The following is an 18,841-nucleotide window of genomic DNA, read 5'->3' as shown; positions in this document are numbered from 1 at the left end:
TTATATGCGCTAATTTCTTAGAAAAGGCACTGCGTAATCTCCTTAGAATAAAAGGCAAAATATGATGTTATCTTCTAAAGCTTCACTGCGATTAACTTTGCTTGCTTCGGCTATATTTTTGGTGGCATGCCAACCTAAAGCCGATCCTAAGGATTCTCAAGAGCAACAGAAACCAGCAGTTGAGGAACAAAAGCCAGTAGAGCTGACTTTGAAGGGCGAAACAGTTCCGAGTAAGGTTGCTTTACCTGATTGTGATGGTAAAACTTGCCCCGAATTTACAGTTGAGCGTTTACAGAGTAATTTCCCATTTATTGATAAAATTGTAGATCAGCAAATCTTAAAGGCTCTAGATCAAATTTTAGAGATTGCTGAACCCGATGCTAAAGTGAAGCAGCCAGATCAAAAAACAGAAGCTTCAGCGGTTGCGAGTGCAGAGCAAAAAAATAGCTTTGATGCACAGGTTCAACGTTATGCAAATTCATTTATTGGTCTGGATAATGAATTAAAAGCTTTAAGTAGTAATCATCAAATTAATCTTTTGGTTAAGCCGAAAATTTTGCAGGCTCAAGGTAAAGTTGTAACCGTTGTACTTAATAGCAGTAGCTATTTAGGCGGTGCTCATGGTTCTGCTGCACAGCATTATTATAATTTTGATTTAAAAGAACAAAAGCAGATCAAGCTTGAAGATTTATTACGTCCACAGCAAAAAGCGGCGTTAGAGAAGTTGGCGCATGAAGCCTTTAAGACTTGGGTAACAGACTCTAAATTGGCTGATAATGTTGCTGACTATGAACAAGCTTGGCCATTTAAATTATCTGATAATTTCTTATTGGGTGAGCAAGGTTTAATCCTTCAATATGGTGAATATGAAATTGGACCTTATGTGGTTGGGCTACCTCGATTAGTTATTCCATATGATCAATTACAGGAAGTTTTGAAAAAAGAATATTTGCCGCAGCCTAAAGTGCAACCTGCTTCAGCACCTGTTGCAAAAAGTGGAAGCTAATGCGTCTGTTTGATACACATACGCATTTTGATGTTGCCGATTTTGATGAAGATCGGCAACAGTTAGCACTTCATGCCAAAAAAGCTGGCGTTGATGCACTGGTTTTAATTGGGTTTGTGCAGTCACATTTTGATGAATTGCTAAAAACGCATCATCAATTAAAGAGCTGGGAAAATGTACCGACTTCTTATTTAGCACCCGGCTTACACCCATTTTATATTGAGCAACATCAGCCAGACCATCTTTCTCACCTTGAACAAATTTTGCAACAACAAGACTGTGTGGCTGTGGGTGAAATCGGTTTAGATACTTTTTTAAAAGAGCATAAGCATCCAGATGTATATGCGAAGCAAAAAGAATATTTCGCCCAACAGCTTGAACTGGCAACTCAATATCAGAAACCAGTATTACTTCATATTCGAAAGGCACATGGCGATGTGCTTGCTATATTAAAAGCTCAAAAATTTAAACTGGGTGGAATTGCCCATGCTTTTAGTGGTGGAATAGAAGAAGCAAAGGGTCTTATTAAGCTTGGGTTCAAAATTGGTGTGACAGGGCAAATTACCAACCCGAATGCGAAAAAGCTTCATACAGTTGTACAAGCTATAGGTGCAGAGCACTTGGTGATTGAAACTGATTGTCCTGATATGACACCCCTTTGTTGTCAAACCTCAACAGAACAACGTACCCGTAATACTCCAGTTAATTTGCCTTATGTTTTGCAAAGTTTGGCAGAAAACTTAAACATATCAGAGCCAGATTTGGCAGAACAGCTTTGGGAAAGCTCGCTCTTGGCGTTGAAATTATCGTAATAAAAATCAAAGATTAGAAATATTAACTAAAACAAAACACAGCGATTAAAAAAGAAGCTTAAAGTAAGAAAACAACATGTAAAAACGTGAAAAATAACATTGCCAGATATGGGAGGATAACCCGATGGCTAAGTATAGCAATATAAATAGTTTTAATGCTTTACAGACGCTAACAGTAGGTTCCAGCAATTATCAGATTTTTAGCTTAGCCCAAGCAGAGAAAACGCTAGGGGACATTGCCAAACTACCGAAATCTTTAAAAGTATTATTGGAAAACTTATTACGGTTTGAAGATCAACATAGTGTTAAAACAGAACACATCCATGCTTTAGCAGAATGGTTAAAAAATCGAAGCTCAGATCAGGAAATTCAATATCGGCCTGCGCGAGTTTTAATGCAAGATTTTACGGGTGTTCCTGCGGTTGTTGATTTAGCGGCTATGCGTGCGGCTATGGCTCAAGCGGGGGGAGACCCTGAAAAAATTAATCCGTTATCTCCTGTTGATTTAGTCATTGACCATTCGGTTATGGTTGATCATTTTGCCGATGACCATGCCTTTGCCGATAACGTACAGATTGAAATGCAACGAAATGGTGAGCGATATCAGTTCTTACGTTGGGGACAGTCCGCATTTAATAACTTTAGTGTCGTGCCGCCAGGTACGGGTATTTGCCATCAGGTCAATTTAGAGTATTTGGCTCAGGCAGTATGGTTAGGGGAAGATGACGGTAAAACCTTTGCATTTCCTGACACTTTGGTAGGGACAGATTCGCATACCACCATGATTAATGGTCTTGGGGTTTTAGGTTGGGGTGTAGGGGGTATTGAGGCTGAGGCAGCTATGTTGGGCCAACCTATCTCGATGCTTATTCCTGAAGTCATCGGTTTTAAACTCACAGGAAAATTACCAGAAGGTATTACGGCAACTGACTTGGTGCTTACTATTACTCAAATGCTTCGCCAAAAAGGTGTGGTGGGTAAATTTGTAGAGTTTTACGGGGATGGTCTGGCAGATTTGCCGCTGGCTGACCGCGCAACTATTGCCAATATGGCACCGGAATATGGTGCGACTTGTGGTTTCTTCCCGATTGATGAAGTGACATTGGGTTATTTAAGACTAACTGGCCGTCAAAGTGACCGTATTGAATTGGTTGAGGCTTATAGCAAAGCACAAGGTCTATGGCGAAATGCGGGTGATGAACCTGTTTTTACAGATACTTTAAGTTTAGACATGACCACGGTGCAAGCAAGTTTGGCTGGACCAAAACGCCCGCAAGATCGTGTGCTTTTATCAGAAGTGCCTAAAACGTTTAATGCACTCATGGAGCTAACTTTAAAACCAGCAAAAGAAGCCAAAGAGCGTTTAGAAAATGAAGGCGGGGGCGGTACCGCGGTAGAAGCGAAAAAAGCAAATATTCAACATGAAAGTCCATCTTGCGTAATTGAAGGGGAAACCTATCCACTCAATCATGGGGATGTTGTTATTTCAGCAATTACCTCTTGTACTAATACCTCTAACCCTAGCGTGATGTTGGCAGCAGGTTTGCTGGCTAAAAAAGCCATTGAAAAAGGCTTACAACGAAAACCATGGGTGAAAAGCTCTCTCGCACCTGGTTCTAAGGTCGTTACCGACTATTTACTGGCTGCTGGGCTTACGCCTTATTTAGATGAGTTGGGTTATAACTTGGTGGGATATGGTTGTACCACTTGTATTGGTAACTCAGGTCCACTACCGGAACCAGTGGAAGAAGCAATTCAATGCCATGATTTGAATGTTGCATCTGTACTCTCTGGTAACCGTAACTTTGAAGGACGCGTACATCCGTTAGTTAAAACAAACTGGCTTGCTTCACCACCTCTTGTGGTGGCTTATGGCTTGGTTGGTAATATTCGCACCGATTTGACCACACAGCCTCTTGGGCTAGGCAAAGATGGACAACCTGTCTATTTAAAAGATATCTGGCCAAGTCAGGCAGAAATTGATGAAGCCTTGCAGAAAGTAAATACAGAGATGTTCCACAAAGAATATGCAGCGGTCTTTGATGGTGATGCAACATGGCAAGCGATTCAAATTCCACAAAGCAAAACTTATGAGTGGGCTGATGACTCAACTTATATTCGTCATCCTCCCTTCTTTGAAGGTATTGGTGAACCCCCAAAACCAATTAAAAATATTGAACAGGCAAATATTTTGGCAGTGTTGGGAGATTCAGTAACGACAGACCATATTTCCCCAGCCGGTAATATCAAAAAAGACAGCCCAGCAGGTCGATATTTACAAGAGCAGGGCGTTGAACCAAAAGACTTTAACTCTTATGGTTCTCGACGTGGTAATCATGAAGTCATGATGCGCGGGACTTTTGCCAATATTCGTATTAAAAACGAAATGCTGGGCGGTGAAGAGGGTGGTAATACTATCTATATTCCAAGTGGTGAAAAGCTTGCCATTTATGATGCAGCGATGCTTTACCAACAAGAACATACACCACTTGTGATTATTGCCGGTAAAGAATATGGAACAGGATCTTCACGAGACTGGGCTGCTAAGGGAACAAATTTATTAGGCGTGAAAGCAGTGATTGCGGAGAGCTTTGAACGTATTCACCGTTCAAACTTGGTGGGTATGGGAGTGTTGCCCTTACAGTTCGTCGATGGTCAAACTAGACAATCTCTGAACTTGACTGGTCATGAGGTGATATCAATCCGTGGTTTATCGGATGGAATTGAACCTCATCAAATTCTTGAAGTTGATGTAAAAGGGCCGGATGGAGTCGCTAGCCATTTTAATGTGTTATGTCGAATTGATACATTAAATGAGGTTGAGTACTTTAAGGCTGGTGGTATTTTGCATTATGTACTTCGGAATTTGATTGCTTCATAAATCAATAAACTTAGCAGAGCCTTATAATGAATGTGTATGAGCTAATGTTAGATTTATAGGCGTATCTTTACTTTTTAAGAGGATAAAAAGTAACAAAAATCCTTTGTCGGGCTGACGGTATGTCCTTATACTGCAGCCCAACTGGGCAGCATCCATGCCGCCTGTCGCGCTAGTAAATGATGACTTAAATCTTAAATAATATAATTTGACTTATAATGACAAGACTTACCGTGAATTCAAATATCACGATCTCAAGTTTTCTTTGATATGAAATACACTTTCTTCTGAAAAGCAGTAAAATAGCCACCGTGTTTTATATCCCCCCAAGAGTAACAATGACCGATCTCCAACAAGATGAATATGAACGTCGTTTTGCAGGTGTAGCCAAAGTTTATGGTGATTCATCGTTCCAGCACTATGAAAAAAGTCATGTGATGGTGATTGGTATTGGTGGTGTGGGCAGTTGGGCGGTTGAAGCTTTAGCGCGTACAGGTATTGGCGAGATCACGTTGGTCGATATGGACGTGGTAGCAGCATCAAATGTAAATCGTCAGTTGCCCGCAATGACATCAACGCTGGGCTGTGAAAAAGTTGAGATTATGGCGGAGCGTTGTCGCCAGATTAACCCGCGCATTAAAGTAAATATTATTGATGACTTCTTAACACCTGAGAATGTTGTAGAGCTTTTAAATCCCGTACCGGACATTGTTCTAGACTGTATTGATGACGTTAAAGCGAAATTGGCTTTAATGCTGCATTGCCGTTTTAACAAAATTCCTTTGATTGTGTCTGGTGGGGCGGGTGGCAAGCTTGATCCTCTTAAAATTCGCGTGGCTGATTTATCAAAAACAGAACAAGACCCAATGTTGGCAAAGCTACGTAGCCAGCTTCGCGCTCGAGGCATCTGTAAAAAGCCAAAAGAGAAATTTGGAATTACTTGTGTTTACTCAATCGACAATCCATTTTCTAGTGCAGATGTGTGCCCATCAGCTGGGTTGCGCTGTGGTGGCTATGGTTCCGCAGTAGTGGTGACTTCAAGTTTTGCCATGATTGCTGTAGCTGAGGTTTTAAAGAAACTCGATTTAAAGAAAGCTTAATTTAAATATAAAAAGGGCATGCTTTTATGTTTGGACATGTCTTTTTCTTTTTTAATCATATAACTCTATTGTGTCGTGTTTAGGCTGTGTTGGAAGCTGCTGATCATAAAATTTAAAGCACCATAAAATTAAAATAATGACAGTGAATATGGCGAAACTTTTTAAATACTTCATGAATAATTCAACAAGTGAAGGGCTTTGATAAAAGTCTAGCGAAGTAAATCTATCTAATCTAATATAGAAAATAGACTTAATGATCTAATTTTGAGATGGGAATGCTCACTTTAAAACAATTTCAATATTTCATAAAAATTGTTGAAGAAGGCAGTTTTACCGCTGCTTCAGAAAAACTCTTTATTGCTCAGTCAGCTTTAAGTCGACAAATTAAGCTATTAGAAGAAGAGATTGAGTTTCAGTTGTTTGATCGTACTGACAAGAAAGTAAAGCTTACAGCAGCTGGTGAAGTCTTTTATAAAAAAATAAAAGATAACCTACTCTACTTAAATGAAATTATTGATCTTTCTAAAGGTGTTTCGGAAGGGAGAAACCGCCAGATTAAGATTGCTCACTCGAGCAGTATTGTTATGGATGATAAAAAGGTTCAGATATTAAAAGAAGTGAGCTTAACCCAAGAGATCAATTTTGAGATAAACACCTTGTCATCAGAGCATCAAATTTTAGCTTTAATGAATGGTGAAATTGATATTGGTTTGATCAGGCCACCAGTTCGGCACACATTAGATGAGATTAATGTACTTAAGTTATATGAAGAACCCTTAATGGTGGCTGTGCATATTGATCATGCTAAGTTTGCAAATAAACAAGAGATTCAAGTTAAAGACTTAAAAGATGAATATTTCGTTTCTACACCACATTCTAAAAGAGGTGGTTTAAGCTATTTTGTTTCAAATCTATGTTTAGCTGCTGGGTTTACACCTCTGAAGGCTGCGATTCAGTCACGCAAAATTTCACAATTACAGCTTGTGGCTGCAAATTTAGGGGTAAGTATTGTTCCTGAAGAGTTTGAGCAGATTTTACCTGCCAATGTAAAATTGTTATCGTTGGCAGATCATCTATTATTTTCAGAGGTGGTTTTAGTCTATAGAAAAGAGAACGATGAAATTATTCAGCATTGTGTCGAACTCATTCATCAAACGTTTCAATCTTGGAAAATTGACTAGGCAGCTAACCTATAATAAGTGTAAGTAACGCTGTCATCTTTATAGACATCATAACTATTTTGTTTGAAGTCAGAGACCCATTCACTACCTGTATATCCAGCAATATGTCCATATACGTGGTTACGAGTTCTGTGGATGATATAGATGTCACCTTCTTGTGGTTCATCAAAGGCTGGATTAATTTCTTTATAGCCAATCTTTTTGAGAGTGTCACCCCAGTCAGAAGCTGCGATTGGGTGATTCCGAATATCTGCACCAGCAGATTCGAGAGCAAGGCGGATACTACGTGCACAACGGGATTTGCTGCGTCTTGAAGTAATACTTTCTAATTTAGCTACGAATCTATCAACATCTATTGCTGGAGTATCGGAAGTTTCAGTTTGATGATTACTAGGTTTCATGGTGAAAGGGTAAGGGAGACTTGGAGTGCTGTGGGATACAACAATGGCTGCCTGCTTTGAGTCCTGATACATATAATTATCAGCTACTTGTCCGTCATAAATAATCATCGTGAAATCTCTACCGTACTATCTATATCCATATTTAAAAAATCACCACCTACCTGTGGCGTTCAGAGATACTAATAGGCGTACCTTAAAAGTTTTGTTTGTGTTATGTAATAACGTATCTTTTTCCCAAATATTATTGCTTAGAGGTAAAAAGATATTCATTAAAATGAAACATAAAAACAATTTAACTTAAGTTGTTGATATTATTATTTAAAAATAATTAATCAGAGCTTAAATTTGAATAATTTAATTCAGTCATTGCGAATATACTCAAAATCTAAGTCCCTGATTTAAAATGCCACATTTTCTTACAATTTAAGAAGCCATCACATGCTTAAGCCTGATGTTCTTTTAAATATTCCTCAGTACGAATTAAAGCTGATTGCATGTTGCAAATAGCCTGTTCTACATCAGCTAAAGTTTTTGCATTTCCGCCACTTAGCGCCTGACGCCATTTACGCGCACCTGGTAAATTTTGGAATAAGCCTAAAATATGACGTGTAATGATGGAGAGTGGAGCACCTTCAGCCATACGCTGTTCAATATAAGGTAGCATTTGTTCCATAATTTCGAATCTATCTGGAGCCTCCAAATTCCAAAGCTGACCCATTTCCGCGAGTAAGTACGGATTATGATAGGCTTCACGGCCAATCATGACGCCATCCACATGCTGTAAATGTGTTTGAGTTTCAGCAAACGTTTTAATCCCGCCGTTAATTTCAATAGTGAGGTGTGGGCGCTCTTGCTTTAAACGGTAAACATCTTCGTAGCGTAAAGGTGGAACTTCACGGTTTTCTTTTGGTGACAGGCCTTTCAAAATAGCAATGCGAGCATGCACTACAAAATGAGTGCAACCTGTTGCAGCAACTGTATCTACAAAATGAAGCATCTCTTCATAAGAGTGCATGTCATCAATCCCGATACGGTGTTTTACCGTTACCGGAATGTTTACAGCTTTTTGCATAGTGTGAATGCATTCAGCAACCAAATCTGGTTCTGCCATTAAGCAAGCACCAATTTTATTGTTCTGTACACGGTCGCTAGGGCAGCCTACATTGAGGTTGACTTCATCGTAACCCCAGTCTTCGGCCATTTTTGTGCAGGTCGCAAGCTCTTGCGGATTTGAACCGCCCAACTGTAATACGATAGGGTGTTCTTGAGCGCTATAGTCTAAATGGCGTTTTGCATCACCAAAAAGAATTGCGCCTGTAGTGACCATTTCTGTATATAGCACAACGTTTGGGTTAAACAAGCGCGCAAAGAATCGATAATCCTTTGTTGTCCAATCCATCATTGGAGCGACACTGATTCTTGGAGATTTAATAGTTTCAATGGTTTTGTTAAGAGTCATTAAAAATCATACCTTTAATCAGTGTTTTGTAACTTGTTTGAATCTGTGGGAACTCATGTTTAGCTGCGTTAATCTGTTTGCGTTTACACCATAATGGAAAAAATAGTTTATGGGTCAATTACTGCCAGAAAAAGTGCAGATGGAAGTGTTAGTTACCGAGCTACTATCCGGATCAACAAAAAAGGTTATCCAGCTTACTCTGAAAGCAAAACATTTTATTCAAAAAAGTGGCAGAAAACTGGCTTAAAAAAGAGAAGTTGAGATCCAAGAAAATCCAGAAATTTTACTTGGCAAAGAACAGCTGATTGATCTAGCTTTGTCAGATGCCATAGATAAATACTTGGATGAAGTTGGGAGCGAATACGGAACAACGAAACGCTATGCTCTACTCTTAATTAAGAAGTTGCCAATCGCGCGCAATATTATCACAAAAATACATTCAACACATTTAGCTGAGCATGTGGCTCTAAGACGGAGAGGTGTGCCGAATCTTGGCTTAGAACCAATTGCAAGTACACAGCAGTATGAGCTTTTACATATTAGAGGTGTTCTATCTCATGCATCTGTTATGTGGGGCATGGAAGAAGCAGAGTTAACACGTTTATGGCGGCAAGATTATGATTCTTACAACTCTTCATGGAAAGTCTATGATTTGAAAAATCTGAGTAGTTCTAAAGGTAATCACAAGTCTTTTTATGTTTTGGAGCCACGTAAAAACAATAATTGAGCATATTTATTAGATAATGAAGTGCGAAGTTGTATGCTGCGATTAGGGTATGATAAATAGCTCTTATTGCCTCTGAACCTAAAAAGCATAGGAAAAGAGTTTCGTGAAGCATGTAAAATACTGGGAATTGAAGATTTACATTTTCATGATTTAAGACATGAAGGCTGTAGGAGACTTGTAGAACAAAGTTTTACGATACCTGAAATTCAGAAAGTAAGTTTGCATGATTCATGGGGGAGTTTGGAGCGATATGTATCTGTTAAGCGAAGAAAGGAGACGCTTAGCCTTGATAATTTGCTAGAGTTCCTTTCATAAAGGCTTCAACTCTTATCGCTTGATAATGTTGTTTAAGGATAAATGCTAAGTCAATAATATCAACTAAATATGGTAATTTTTGGCTTTCATCAAGTTTATAACATACAAAGGGGAACTCCATTTTTCTAGCCTTTTCAAGCAATTTAGCTTTACTTAGGTGAGGATAGTAAATTTCACCCACTTTCTTTAATGTTGGTATTGATGTTCTAAACTGCATGAAAACATAGTCTGATATCTTAAGAACTGGATTCATGTTTTTTCCTTTTATTTTAAAGTCTTAAATTAAATTCGTGGTCCTGAAAATGACTATAAGACATGTGGCAATATTAAATTCTAGCTCAACATAAGCAATGTGGTAAAAAGAGCGATTTTTAAATAGACATGCCTAGATTGAATCAAATTCAGCAAGGGTTGCAGGAGAGTGTTAGGGCTTTGAATTGAATAAAGGGCGTCGATTGATGCCCTTTATTACTGATTTAATTTTTAATAGTAAATTAGCTGGGAGAATAATAGCTCTATTTCTTAGAGTTTCAAGTATTTGGATTTTTGAGTCCTCTCCTTGAGAAAATCGAAAAATAGTTTTTACCCAATTTCAGTAGGCAAGTTAATAGCAAAAATTTTTTAGAATTAAGTCAGGTAATGTACACGCTCGAATTGCTATATTCAGTAAGTTTACTAAATTAGACTGACCCTATACCCGAGTTATATCTTAAATTTGGCTAGTATAGGAGAAATTCAATTTCTTCATGTTTGTGCAATAAAATTTGGTATTAAAATAGTTAAAGTGAGAATGTATTGAGCATGAATTTTTCTTGGCTTGAGGCCTGAGGTTTAGATAAACCAAAAGTTTTATAGCGTAATAAAATCATCTCTGCCCAATTGCGATGTGTCGCTGGTTCTAACATGGAACCGTGGCTTTTAAATACACTTTTCGCATCTTGCGATAAAATTTGCTGTGCTTCATGAAATTCTTCGCTATTGATTTGCAAGGCGCGATGAATATATTCAATTTGTGAGGGATGAATGGCCGTTTTGGTATAAATGCCGTTATTCATATCTTGGCATAATTCATCCATCAGCAATTGCGTGCGGTCAATATGTTCACATACGGGTGAACTGAGTTGAAAGCCCGCTGGAATAAATAAGCCTGCCAATTGTGCAATTAACATGCCCACTGGAGTTTGGTAAATCGTACTGTTTTTAGGGCGACGTAAATGTAAACAGGACAACAGGTCATTACCGCCAATTCTTAGACATAGGGTTTTATGAAAGTCATATTTGAGTGCTTGATTAAGCTCCATATTATGGCCCATATCAAAAATTTCTTTGGTTTCAAGCGTCGGCATCAGGTTGATATTGGGTGGCAAAATGTCCATCCACTGCTTTAAATCGTGCAGCGTAAACTTGGGTAAAATCATGCCACTATAGGTGTGATTTAAGTCCCAATCGACAATATGTTTCGCCATTTCAATATTTCTAGGGCGAATAAATATCGCAGGCGCCTTTAAGTTTGGCTGCTCTAAACGTTTTTGTAATAAATGCTTTAAATTGACCATGGCTGTTTGCACGTCTTTTTCCAACACGGCATCTTCTAAACAGACCGCAATCGATTTTAGTATTGGAAATTTAATGCCTTCAGTCACTTCCCATAATTGCTCATGGGTTGCAGGAATGTACATAGTTGCACCCAGCTCAATCGCATGTTGCAGTTGTTTCATTTATTTTTCTCGACTTTTTTTATCAGAGTCACTGCATGATATGGGCCTAACTTGGCACCTAAAATATCTACGGCAATATTCCGTTCTTTGGCAAAATGCAGCAGTAATTGTATATGTGGATTGGATGGATCACGGATTAATATTTTTTCAGGAACGCGTCTTAATACGGCACGCGTGGCTTCTGCAATACTAGGCTTAATATGATTAATATTTTTAACTGTATAGGTCTCAAAGATCCAGTCAATGGTATCTAAACAAATTTTTTGTTGTTTGAGTCGAATGTGATTATTCCAATTTGCCAAATCGCTATGCGGATGCTGTTGAATAAGATTTAATATTTTGTCGATAAACTCGACTGAAATATCATACTGAGCCAGATGTTGATAGATTAAACAGCTATGCCAATTCTTCGGATCGTAGCAATTTTTCTTTGCCAGATCGAAATCAATCGTATCTTTTAAAATAGTCCGTGAGGTTAAGCCTGAGATCACGGAACCTAGCATACCAAACGGAATCAGCCAATCTTCACAACTGGCACTTAACCACGAATAACCACCTAAATCGGCTAAGGTCACAAGGCGAGGAACCTCCCACCCTGCATCAAATAATGCGGGATAATCTGCCAAATTTTGGGTCAATTCTCGACAAATTGCACCCTTACCCGTCCAGCCATCGACAAAAACAATATTTTCCGCGCCGTGTTGTTCGATAATCGCCTGCAATGCTGCAAAATCAATACCGCGATCACGGATAATACTAATCCCGTAATGCTCACAATCCTGATGCTTGTGAATATAGTGTTTAAGGAGTACACCTAAAGGGACGCCAGCGCGAACCAAGCTGACTAAAATAATCGGTTGCTTGGGAAATCGAACCATCAGTGAGTTGCCAATCTTCTGCACATCACTTGCCAGACGTTCAGCACCTTGCTCAAAAGCGTATTCAAAATGTCGCATTTGCTCATCTGAAGGTGGATGTTCAACACTAATCATTTGTGAATAGTGTTTTTTCCCAGATTGAATCAGATACTCTTTTTCAGCTACGGGTGTGGGGTCTATTTCATCAATATTGAGCAAGAAGGTCACATCTTCAGGTCGATAAGAGCCATGGAACCCCAGTGTTTGAAGACTAGATGCTAACGCATGGTTTTTATACATGTCCTAAATATCCTTTTGCCTGATGATCTTGTGCTAGATTTTGTACTAAAAATTTATCTAACTGACTATTTTTAGGCATACCAAACCAATCACAGCAGCCTAAAAAGCCTGCATCAGACAAACTGTCGCCCCAACCTAAAATGGCACGTTCACGATTTGGGTCATATTTATTGATAAAAAACTCAACTGCTTTTTGTTTAGACACAAATTTGGGAAGAATGGCTAAATTATTGCCATTGATATGGACATAGCAGTGTTCAAGTACTTCAGCAGGTAAGTGTTCAATCATTTGGTGCAGAAATAAAGGCACAGGATCATTTTGCTTGGCAACAGTATAAATTTTCCCACCATTTTCTTGCATCGTCCAAGTGCGGATTGAACCAAATGGTTTGGCATAATCGAGCAATAGCGCTGGTAACTTAGTCAGTAACTCATCCAGTTCAGCTGCCGCCTTATGCTGGATTTCAAGCCATTCCTGATCAACCTGTTGATCTGCCGCTAAAATAGTTCCACCATGTGAACATACCGCACCATGCAGAAAAGGAAGATGTACCCGCTGCAAGCCTGCAACTGAGCGTGCAGTCACAGGAATAACATCAGCAGATGCCAACAACCAATTCACAAAAATTTGCTGTTTGGGAAGCATATAAGACAGAGGCTCACCAAATTGATCTAGCGTTGCAATTTTATGTAATGGTGTCGGAGGACTTTTACGATTTGTTTGAAACAGCGTGTCATCTAAGTCAACAAAAATTAACGGCTTAGGATTCATAACTAATAATTTCCAGATTTTTTATTTGTTCAAACAGGACAGGATCGACGCTATCTTGAGCTGTTTCAATGACCAATAAAACTCGATCAAACTGTTGATGTTTAACGTTATAGGCATAGTTATTAATATTTAGTCCATAATTATCTTTAAATGCACAAATACTTTCAACGGCATGACCTTGCTTGATGGGAGAGCGTGTGGTTGAGCTGTAATAAACTTCAGCCCCTTGCTGCTCTAATTGCTCGGCAATTAGAAATGGAATCCAACTAAATTCACCCGAACCTAAGACCAAGATTTTTTCATGGGGCAAAGGTGGTTGAATATTTTTCCAAGCGCTACAATTTAGAAAGGTCGGTTCGCGTCCCCAATCATGAGGGGCAATAATTTTTTGAGCTTGCTGCTGGGTTGAGCTGACATCGGGCATGTCAATGTCTATAGGTTGCTGGTTCTGCTGCCATTGCCAATGGCCATGTAATAATGACACCACTTCAACTGGAATCCCTAAGTCATCAGTGACTAAATGTTGTTCCGCCCAATTGACCAAGGTCACCAAAATAATCCGCTCAACCTGTTGTAAACCCGATTTTTTCAGGCTCAAGATTAAATTTCTAAAGGTCTTTCCTGTTGAAATTTCATCATCAATTAAAATAAGCGTTTTCGATGCAATCACATGCTGATGCTTAAGTGGATCATGACTGGATAAAATAAACTGATCTTGTGCATGACTATGTTCTTCTAAAAACAAGCCTAAGGTCGGTAAGGTTTCAACAGGATGTCGCGTGGTGGTTAAAAAGATGGCATTTTGTCCAAAATCTTGTTTCAGTTCACGATAAACACCTGCCCCTAAACCTACGGCGGTCTCTGCCATACCAATCACACTAATGGGATAGGGCAGATCTTTGGGAATGATCGCAGCAAGATCTTGATAACTTCTTTGCATCGCGGATGGTGCAACGGGGATATGTTTTCCAAGAATTTTGGAAACAAATAAGAATGCACGTTTAGGGTTAATTCTTTCTGCAAAACTGAGCAGATCATCCAATTTCCATTGTGGATGATGCTGATTCACAGTCACACTAATACGACCACGACTTAAATCAATATGTTTTATCAATGTGTATAATCCATTTTGAAACTTTGTGTAATGGGTAAAACTTGAACGACGGGAACGAAGTCAGTATGTTGCAGTGTCAATTGCAATTTTTCAGCCATCAGTTCTGCAATTAAATTAATTCCAGTATGTTGTGTATAGGCAAAACCACCTGCGGGACGCGGGTTAATTTCTAAAATATGCCATACCCCCAGATCGTCTTGTTTAAATTGAATATTGATCAATCCATCACATTGGAAATGTGGCACCAGAATTTTGCAGATTTCATGACAAGGGTGCTCGATATAGCATTGCTGATAAAATTTAAATTTGACTCGGGTCACTAAGGCTAAAATTCGCCCATGGCTACAGGCAATATCGACGGAACATTCTTGCCCCGTTAAAAACGGCATAATCAAATACTCAATAGGTTGATCTAATTGAGCATAGGCTTCTATAAATTGTTGCGTATTACACTGTGTATTGAGTTGAAATTGCTTAAAATATGTAACTTCATCTCGCAGTTGAACAAAACCAGAACCATATACGCCGTACACGGGTTTTGCACAAATATGTGAATATTTTTTTTGATAATCAGCAATTGCTTGCTTTAATCCAACAACATGATCCACTTTCGCAGCAGGAATATTAGGTAAGTTTAAAGCTTCACAAATTTCTCCAAATAGGAATTTATTGTTCATGTTTTCATGCTGCACTACACCAGTGGCACCTGTTACTAGTTGAATATCATGCCGAGCAAATTCTTCACGAAATTTTTCAATAAATTGACTATGTTTTCCACAAAACAGCAGTTGAATAGAATGCACTTTACATTGTTCTAAAAGCCAATTTGCACTGTATTCAACGGGAGGTTGTTGAAAAAAATAATCTGCGCAGAGCTTTAATTCTGGACGTTGTTTACTATGAGAACAAAAAATCGTCAGATGGGCAGATAAATTTGAGCGTTTTAATAATTGAATAATGTCGTTTTGACAGGAGTAGCTTTCAGCAATCCATATATTGTAGTGCGATTTCACAGTAGAGTTGTTCTCAATTTTCTTTAATAACAATTATAAATTTATGCTTCCATTCTACATGAAATATATAAAATTTTTCATGTAATAAATGAATAATTATCCTAGAAAGTCATTGGGTTGGTATACACATCAGTGATGTGGAGCGGGTTTTTATATTGTTGCACTTGCCGCTTGAATCTGCCTATGTTAAAACAATATAGGGCAAATAAAATAATTTTTAAGATATTTTTTTATATTCATATACTTAATTTATTAAATGAAATATTACAATATTGTAAGAGGGTCGTATGCAACTTATTGCGGGTGGAAACATTGCTTTAGCATCTGAAGTGGTCGAGATATTAATAAAAACTAGTATTCTTAATCAAGTAGAGGTTGATTGTACTGCATATCTTTTAGCACAAAGTACGCAAAAAGTGCGAGGTGATCAGGATATGATTTTCTATGGGCAAACTCAAACACGCAATCAAAGTGTGGTGCTGACTCAATCTAATTCTAATAATCCATATTTAACTAAATTTAAGATTAATACCGCATTACTTGATCCACAAATTCAAAAAGTTACTTTATGTGCAACAATTAATGAACCAAATAATTTTAGTCGGATATCTCCCATCCATATTGAACTTTTATCCGGTACTCAAACCATCGCTAATGCATTGATTCAGACCCAGTCTAAAACAGAAAAAGCATTAATTTTGGCAGAAGTGTATAAACATAATGATAAGTGGAAATTTAGATTTATTGATCAAGGCTTTAATGGGGGCTTGAAACCTTTGGCTGAAAATTTTGGTGTCGTGATTGAAGAAACTCAAAGTAACATTCCACCGACACCGACACCGACACCGACACCGACAAAGTCGAATCTTAATTTGTCAAAAATTAAGTTAGATAAAAATAATTCTAGAATTAATTTAACTAAAAAAGGCGCAGGCTTTGGCAAAATTTCGGTGAATTTAAACTGGAATAAATCCACAGCTAAATCAGAATCCTTTTTCCAAAAATTAACTCGCTCTAATTCAATCGACCTAGATTTAGGGGCGATGGTACAGTTTAAAGATGGCAGTATTGATTTAGTCCAACCCCTTGGAAACCGATTCGGTCATTTTGACCAACTGCCTTATATCAAATTAGATGCAGATGATCGTACAGGTGCATCTCTAAATGGTGAAAATTTACATATTAATGGTAATCAATGGGATCGTATTGAGCGCATTGTCATCTATACCTATATTTATGAAGGTGCAGCACAGTGGGCAGCAACAGATGGGATAGTGACCATTCGTCTTCCAGATCAACCTGAAATTGAGGTACGTTTAACTGAAGGTAATCAATTAAATACCTGTGCAATTGTAGAATTAAAAAATATAAATGGCGAAATTCAAGCCAATCGAGAAGTACGTTATTTTGAAGGTCAAAAAACCTTAGATCAGTTTTATGGTTTTGGTTTTCGTTGGACCAAAGGCTCAAAAGATTAACACTATCCATTTAATTTACATGTAATAAAGAAGAGGGAAAATTATGGCGATTTCATTAAATAAAGGTGGAAATCTATCTTTAAGCAAAACAGATCCATCACTTAACCAAGTTTTGATTGGCTTAGGTTGGGATGCTCGGGCCACTGATGGCGTAGATTTTGACTTGGATGCCTCGGCATTTTTATTGGCTGCAAATGACAAAGTTCGTGGTGAAACAGATTTTATTTTTTATAACCAAACGCGCTCTCCAGAAGGTTCTGTAGAACATACTGGTGATAACCGTACGGGCGCGGGTGATGGTGATGATGAGGCAGTTAAGATTGATTTAGCGAAAGTGCCTGCTGAAGTGCAAAAAATTGCCATTACCGTTACCATTCATGATGCAGAAAGCCGTGGTCAAAATTTTGGACAAGTGCAAAATGCATTTATTCGCGTCGTTAATGATCAAACGAATGTTGAAATTGTACGTTTTGACTTAAATGAAGATTATTCAACAGAAACAGCGATGATTTTTGGCGAGTTATATCGTCATAACGGTGAATGGAAGTTCAGAGCTGTAGGTCAAGGTTATAACGGTGGTTTAAGTGCTATGTGCCGTCAATATGGCATTAGTATTTAAACTCTATTCTTAGGTGAAAAATGAAACACTTCCGTTTTTCGATCATCTTTAGCATTATCTGCTTGGCCATTTCGGCATATTGGGGGTTAACCCATGGCCCCCAAGCCGGTTTAATGGCAATGTTTAAAGTATTGGCTATTACTGCAATTTTAGCGGTTATGGAGGTATCACTCTCCTTTGATAATGCAGTCGTCAATGCCTCTGTACTGAAACATTGGAACCAATTTTGGCGAACCCTGTTTTTAACCGTGGGTATTATCGTTGCTGTTTTTGGTATGCGACTCATTTTCCCGTTGCTTATTGTCGGTGTCACCGCCGATATGAGCATGATTGAAGTCGCTAAATTAGCATTAAATGACCCCACAACTTATTCAGAAAAACTGATGACCCATCATGCTGAAATCGCAGCATTTGGTGGCATGTTCTTATTATTGGTATTTCTGAATTTCTTGTTTGATGATGAAAAAGATGAACATTGGTTTCATTGGCTTGAATCAAGATTAGCAGATTTAGGTAATATTCAAGCGATTTCAGTTTTCATTTCATTGGTTGTGCTACTTATTTTAGCAAGCTACATCCCTGATGCATCACGTTTAGTTGTGATGATGGCTGGTGTTTGGGGTATTGTCGTCTATGTGGGAGTGAAAGTCATTGGCCATCTATTAGAAGGCAGTAGCAATGATGATGAATCTGAAAAATCAAATAGTGCCACTGCAACAGGTACGATTGTCAAAGGCGGTATTGGTGGTTTCTTATATTTAGAAGTATTAGATGCCTCTTTTAGTTTCGATGGTGTAATCGGTGCTTTTGCAATTACCAGTGATGTGGTAATTATAATGCTGGGTCTTGCCATCGGTGCGATGTTTGTCCGTTCAATGACCATTTACCTGGTTGAAAAAGGTACGCTTGATGCTTATGTATATTTAGAACATGGCGCGCATTATGCAATTGGTGCACTTGCGTTGATTATGTTGGCGAGCGGCACAGGATTACATATTCCAGAGGTTATTACCGGATTAGTGGGTGTTGCCTTCATTGTTTGGGCTGTCATCTCTTCAATTTCATATAGTAAAAAGCAACAATCTTCATAA

Annotated in this window: 17 protein-coding genes and 1 pseudogene; 9 read left to right on the top strand and 9 right to left on the bottom strand. The window is 38.4% G+C overall.

Annotation, left to right across the window (positions count from 1 at the left end):
- Nucleotides 1-64 precede the first annotated feature (64 nt).
- From KTH84_RS15440 to KTH84_RS15425, 4 genes are all read left to right on the top strand, one after another.
- Entirely contained in the window at nucleotides 65-1,006 is a 942-nt protein-coding gene (locus KTH84_RS15440) for an RsiV family protein (protein ID WP_262474017.1), read from the top strand.
- Complete coding sequence (locus tag KTH84_RS15435) at nucleotides 1,006-1,818, top strand: TatD family hydrolase (protein ID WP_262474016.1); 813 nt, start codon at nucleotides 1,006-1,008, stop codon at nucleotides 1,816-1,818. The genes KTH84_RS15440 and KTH84_RS15435 overlap by 1 nt, the downstream gene beginning before the upstream one ends.
- A gap of 124 nt (nucleotides 1,819-1,942) precedes the next feature.
- On the top strand, nucleotides 1,943-4,699 hold the full coding sequence (acnA, locus tag KTH84_RS15430; RefSeq protein WP_262474014.1) for an aconitate hydratase AcnA: 2,757 nt from the start codon (nucleotides 1,943-1,945) through the stop codon (nucleotides 4,697-4,699).
- 335 nt (nucleotides 4,700-5,034) lie between these two features.
- The gene (locus tag KTH84_RS15425) at nucleotides 5,035-5,796 is read left to right on the top strand and encodes a tRNA threonylcarbamoyladenosine dehydratase (protein ID WP_262474012.1); all 762 of its coding nucleotides are present in this window, start codon (nucleotides 5,035-5,037) and stop codon (nucleotides 5,794-5,796) included.
- 51 nt (nucleotides 5,797-5,847) lie between these two features.
- On the opposite strand, the gene KTH84_RS15420 is transcribed toward KTH84_RS15425, so the two are convergent.
- The gene (locus KTH84_RS15420) at nucleotides 5,848-5,970 is read right to left on the bottom strand and encodes a hypothetical protein (RefSeq protein ID WP_133975388.1); all 123 of its coding nucleotides are present in this window, start codon (nucleotides 5,968-5,970) and stop codon (nucleotides 5,848-5,850) included.
- Nucleotides 5,971-6,065: 95 nt separating this feature from the next.
- On the opposite strand from KTH84_RS15420, the gene KTH84_RS15415 reads away from it, so the two are divergent.
- Nucleotides 6,066-6,977 carry a LysR family transcriptional regulator gene (locus KTH84_RS15415; RefSeq protein ID WP_262474009.1) on the top strand — a complete coding sequence of 304 codons (912 nt, stop codon included), beginning with the start codon at nucleotides 6,066-6,068 and terminating at the stop codon, nucleotides 6,975-6,977.
- On the opposite strand, the gene KTH84_RS15410 is transcribed toward KTH84_RS15415, so the two are convergent.
- Complete coding sequence (locus KTH84_RS15410; protein WP_202742640.1) at nucleotides 6,974-7,486, bottom strand: hypothetical protein; 513 nt, start codon at nucleotides 7,484-7,486, stop codon at nucleotides 6,974-6,976. The genes KTH84_RS15415 and KTH84_RS15410 overlap by 4 nt on opposite strands.
- 334 nt (nucleotides 7,487-7,820) lie before the next feature.
- Entirely contained in the window at nucleotides 7,821-8,837 is a 1,017-nt protein-coding gene (dusA, locus tag KTH84_RS15405; RefSeq protein WP_410374405.1) for a tRNA dihydrouridine(20/20a) synthase DusA, read from the bottom strand.
- A 93-nt stretch (nucleotides 8,838-8,930) separates the two neighbouring features.
- On the opposite strand from dusA, the pseudogene KTH84_RS15400 reads away from it, so the two are divergent.
- Nucleotides 8,931-9,879: pseudogene (locus KTH84_RS15400) on the top strand (tyrosine-type recombinase/integrase).
- Here the strand turns inward: KTH84_RS15400 and KTH84_RS15395 are convergent.
- The 6 genes from KTH84_RS15395 to KTH84_RS15370 all read right to left on the bottom strand — a co-directional run bounded on the left by KTH84_RS15395 (nucleotide 9,845) and on the right by KTH84_RS15370 (nucleotide 15,653).
- On the bottom strand, nucleotides 9,845-10,132 hold the full coding sequence (locus KTH84_RS15395) for a pyocin activator PrtN family protein (RefSeq protein WP_262474007.1): 288 nt from the start codon (nucleotides 10,130-10,132) through the stop codon (nucleotides 9,845-9,847). The pseudogene KTH84_RS15400 and the gene KTH84_RS15395 overlap by 35 nt on opposite strands.
- 526 nt (nucleotides 10,133-10,658) lie before the next feature.
- Nucleotides 10,659-11,597, bottom strand: coding sequence for an HpcH/HpaI aldolase/citrate lyase family protein (locus KTH84_RS15390; protein WP_133975381.1), 939 nt, complete (start codon nucleotides 11,595-11,597; stop codon nucleotides 10,659-10,661).
- A complete protein-coding gene (locus KTH84_RS15385) occupies nucleotides 11,594-12,754 on the bottom strand; it encodes a cysteine protease StiP family protein (protein WP_262474005.1) in 1,161 nt (386 codons plus the stop codon). The genes KTH84_RS15390 and KTH84_RS15385 overlap by 4 nt, the downstream gene beginning before the upstream one ends.
- Entirely contained in the window at nucleotides 12,747-13,526 is a 780-nt protein-coding gene (locus KTH84_RS15380; RefSeq protein WP_133975377.1) for an HAD family hydrolase, read from the bottom strand. The genes KTH84_RS15385 and KTH84_RS15380 overlap by 8 nt, the downstream gene beginning before the upstream one ends.
- Nucleotides 13,516-14,640: a phosphoribosyltransferase domain-containing protein gene (locus tag KTH84_RS15375; protein ID WP_227549210.1), complete on the bottom strand. Its 1,125-nt coding sequence runs from the start codon at nucleotides 14,638-14,640 to the stop codon at nucleotides 13,516-13,518. The genes KTH84_RS15380 and KTH84_RS15375 overlap by 11 nt, the downstream gene beginning before the upstream one ends.
- Nucleotides 14,637-15,653 (bottom strand): ATP-grasp domain-containing protein, encoded by a 1,017-nt coding sequence (locus KTH84_RS15370; protein ID WP_262474003.1) that lies wholly within the window; start codon nucleotides 15,651-15,653, stop codon nucleotides 14,637-14,639. The genes KTH84_RS15375 and KTH84_RS15370 overlap by 4 nt, the downstream gene beginning before the upstream one ends.
- Nucleotides 15,654-15,940: 287 nt before the next feature.
- Between KTH84_RS15370 and KTH84_RS15365 the strand changes: the two genes are divergently transcribed.
- Genes KTH84_RS15365 through KTH84_RS15355 form a run of 3 tightly spaced genes read left to right on the top strand, consistent with a single transcriptional unit; the run spans nucleotide 15,941 to nucleotide 18,841 of the window.
- Nucleotides 15,941-17,131, top strand: coding sequence for a TerD domain-containing protein (locus tag KTH84_RS15365; RefSeq protein ID WP_262474002.1), 1,191 nt, complete (start codon nucleotides 15,941-15,943; stop codon nucleotides 17,129-17,131).
- A gap of 43 nt (nucleotides 17,132-17,174) precedes the next feature.
- Complete coding sequence (locus tag KTH84_RS15360; RefSeq protein WP_133975371.1) at nucleotides 17,175-17,750, top strand: TerD family protein; 576 nt, start codon at nucleotides 17,175-17,177, stop codon at nucleotides 17,748-17,750.
- 20 nt (nucleotides 17,751-17,770) lie between these two features.
- Nucleotides 17,771-18,841 carry a DUF475 domain-containing protein gene (locus KTH84_RS15355; protein ID WP_133975369.1) on the top strand — a complete coding sequence of 357 codons (1,071 nt, stop codon included), beginning with the start codon at nucleotides 17,771-17,773 and terminating at the stop codon, nucleotides 18,839-18,841.

Source organism: Acinetobacter sp. WU_MDCI_Abxb74 (assembly GCF_025513915.1).
Classification (GTDB): Bacteria; Pseudomonadota; Gammaproteobacteria; order Pseudomonadales; family Moraxellaceae; genus Acinetobacter; species Acinetobacter calcoaceticus_C.
This window is presented reverse-complemented; position numbering and strand designations above follow the sequence as displayed.